Source organism: Vibrio sp. 10N.222.49.A3 (assembly GCF_041475145.1).
Lineage (GTDB): Bacteria > Pseudomonadota > Gammaproteobacteria > Enterobacterales > Vibrionaceae > Vibrio > Vibrio tasmaniensis_A.
Genome location: NZ_JBFRVM010000250.1, coordinates 1 through 3066 on the forward strand (window position 1 = coordinate 1; position 3066 = coordinate 3066).

Annotated in this window: 2 protein-coding genes and 1 pseudogene; all 3 read left to right on the forward strand. The window is 51.8% G+C overall.

What is annotated here, in order from left to right; all coding sequences use genetic code 11:
* Nucleotides 1–976, forward strand: a pseudogene (locus AB4589_RS24435) (type IV secretion system protein TraC); the annotation flags it as partial.
* Nucleotides 927–1658, forward strand: a complete 732-nt coding sequence (gene traW, locus AB4589_RS24440; RefSeq protein WP_076647800.1) for a type-F conjugative transfer system protein TraW — start codon at nucleotides 927–929, stop codon at nucleotides 1656–1658. The pseudogene AB4589_RS24435 and the gene traW, both read left to right, overlap by 50 nt.
* Before the next feature lie 157 nt (nucleotides 1659–1815).
* Nucleotides 1816–2826 (forward strand): conjugal transfer pilus assembly protein TraU, encoded by a 1011-nt coding sequence (traU, locus tag AB4589_RS24445; protein WP_017099757.1) that lies wholly within the window; start codon nucleotides 1816–1818, stop codon nucleotides 2824–2826.
* The last annotated feature ends 240 nt before the right edge of the window (nucleotides 2827–3066 follow it).

Below are 3066 nucleotides of genomic sequence, written 5' to 3' on the forward strand. Positions count from 1 at the left end.
TGAGTTTGAGTTTGTGGATGATGACGGTAGACCGGTCGACCCCATGATGGAAGCGCTCGATAATATCACGGCGTTGTTTGCCACCATCGCGTCACCCTACGTCCCACTGACGGCGTTTCAACAAAGCGTCTTAGGCGATGCGATAGTGACGGCATGGGAGCGTAAAGGTAATCAAGCCTTGGTGGATGATGTCAGAGACGCCTTGATTGAGATTGCTGGAGAAGAAAGCGACCGACGCATCAAAGACATTGCGGTGCAACTGAAAAAGTTCTGCACCGACGGCATGTACAAAGATGTGTTCAACAAGCCCTCCATGCTCGACCCCAGTGTGGAAATCACCACGCTGGAGCTGGATGGGTTTCCGCCTGCTGTGCTCAGACCCGTGATTTTTGCGTTGATGGTGTCGATTAACCAGCAGATGTACCTGGCTGGCTCTCGCTCTACCCCAAAGCTGTGCATCATTGAAGAAGCCTGGAGCCTCCTCTCTGGGGCAAACGAGCAAGCGAGGGAGTTCATCAACACCGGTTATCGCACCGCCCGTAAGTTCGGCGGCGCTTTTTGTACAGTGACTCAAGGGATTGAAGACTTCTTTAGCAACGAGGAAGCCAAAGCCTGCTACAACAACTCCGATATCCACATCATTCTTCGTCAAGGGGAAGGGTTTGATGAGTATCTGATCCAAAACCCGGATGCCTTCTCACCGTTTGAGCAGCGCCTCATTAAAAGTTTCGCTCCGTCTGCCGAAGCGGGATACAGCAGTGCGCGCATCAAAGCGGGTGGCCATGTCACCTATCACCGCTTTTTCGCCTCTCCGGTGAAACGCGCCATGTTCTCAACCGAGCCTAAGGAGTTTGAGTATTGTGAAAATCTTTATAAACAAGGCCACTCACTGGAGCGCGCCATTGAGCAAACCTCCAGGCACTTTTATGGCAAAGACATTGACGCCTTTAATCAAGCCATTGGGGCGAGCGCTTAAATCCCCCCTTTTTCTTTTGGTCGCTGGACTGGCAACAACAAATGCCGCTGGAAAGAACTTGGGCCAAGTGGCCCCTATCTTCCCCATCGGTGAGATTGACATGCTGGAGTGGATTGACCAAAGACTGAAAGGGTTTGAGGCCAGTGGTCAATTAGCGGACATGCAAAACGAGTTCACGGAGCGCGCCAAGCAAAGCATTGAAAACCCACCGCCCGTTGCAGGCTTAACCACCACGATCAACCCCCGCACCTTTTACGTTGACCCAAGCATCACCCTCCCTAAAGACATTATCGCCCCCACTACAGGAGCCGTGATTGCCAAAGCGGGCACCAGAGTGAACCCCTTTGAACCCCGCACTTGGCCAAAGGTCGACGGTCAAAACGTTCTACCACGATTTGAGTTAAGTAAGGTGCTGGTCTTTTTTGATGCCAGAGACGCGCAGCAACGAAGGTTCGCTAGCGAGTATCAAAACGCCAAGCCAATCAAGTGGGTACTGACAGGAGGCAGCCCGAATAAAATGGCGACCTTATTGGACGCAAGAATGTATTTTGCGCAGCAAGGCCACTTAACCCAATCGCTTAACATTACTCACGTCCCAGCGATTGCCTACCAAGAAGGCACGCGCTGGCGCATCGATGAGGTGAACGTATCGGGTTTGCACCCCTTGGCGATAGAGCAATAACAATGACATCGCATTGGAAGTGCGCACCTCCCTTGATCATGCTTCCAGTATGACGCTTTTTTCTCTTAACCAAGCTCGCTTTTGGCGGCGATAATGGGGCGAAGCCTCTTGTCGAGACAAAAGGAGTACCACGCTCGGCGTGGAAAAAGGACACCCCATGACACAACGACACTTTCGTTTACTGTTGTGCTGCCTATTGGTTTTTATTGCCCCATCAACCCTAGCAGCCAGTGCGGCGTGTAAAAGCCGTTTTATTAACCCCATGACCGATATTTGTTGGGATTGCTTGTTTCCGATGACGATAGGCTCAGCCACCGTCATGCCCTCTAAGTACCCCGATACGCCCAATCCCACACTGCCTATCTCTTATTGCCCTAAACCGCCGCCTATCTTTGTGCAAATAGGCATCAACATTGGCTATTGGGAGCCTTATGCCTTAACCGATATCACGCGCGTCCCTTACTGTATGGTGAACATGGGCGTGCAAATGTCCGGCGCTAACACTCAGCGTATCGGTGGGCGCGTGACCGCCCGTGAGAGTGACAGCAGTGACGGAGGCTTTTATCACGCCCATTGGTATAAGTACCCCGTCATTTATTGGCTGCAACTGATGCAATCCACCGCCTGCATGGCCACGGACGTGTTTGATGTGGCCTACATGACGGAAATTGACCCACTTTGGGACGACGATGAGTTATCCCTCATTCTCAATCCCGAAGCGTTACTGTTTGGTAACCTGGTGGCGCAGCTTGCTTGCGTGCCCGAAGCCCTGTTGACCTCCACTAATACTGCCTTACCTATTGATGCGTTATTTTGGTGTTTAGGCTCACAGGGCAGTGCCTATCCGCTCACCGGCACCACCAACTATCGAGACACGCCCATCCAGGCGGCGACACTCTTGATGGAAAAGCTGAACTACAAACTGCACCGGCAAGGGATCATCTGGGAGACGCGCGGCGAAGATGGCGCGATTTGTTATCAATATCCCGATCCTATTTTGCCAAAATCTCGTTATCGGTATCAAATGTCGGGGCCTATTCCCGATGCCGCCTGGTGTCACCCGTACACCACGACAACCACACTCTGGGAAGCCGGCCATGACAACCCGGTGACAGGGGATAACTTTGGTTTTGTACAATGGCGAAAGCGCAACTGTGTCTTTTTATAAGGTGACGCGATGATGCCCATTCTTACCCACAAAAATGAAACGGACCTATTTATTGCCAGTCACCCTGACTCCCTTACCGATTTTTTAAAAACAGAGCTCGCCAACAACAAGCACATTTACTGCTGTTTCCCGCTCTCGCAGTTTTGCTTCTCGTTTTGTCGCGATCTCAAGGCTCGTAAGGTGCTGTCAATCAGCTTCCAAAACGCTCACACCCTCTACCCACCCTTTCAGCGGCCATAA

Coding starts and splice junctions, on each gene's coding strand:
- traW (WP_076647800.1), top strand. CDS start 927: ATGGCAAAGACATTGACGCCTTTAATCAAGCCATTGGGGCGAGCGCTT.
- traU (WP_017099757.1), top strand. CDS start 1,816: ATGACACAACGACACTTTCGTTTACTGTTGTGCTGCCTATTGGTTTTT.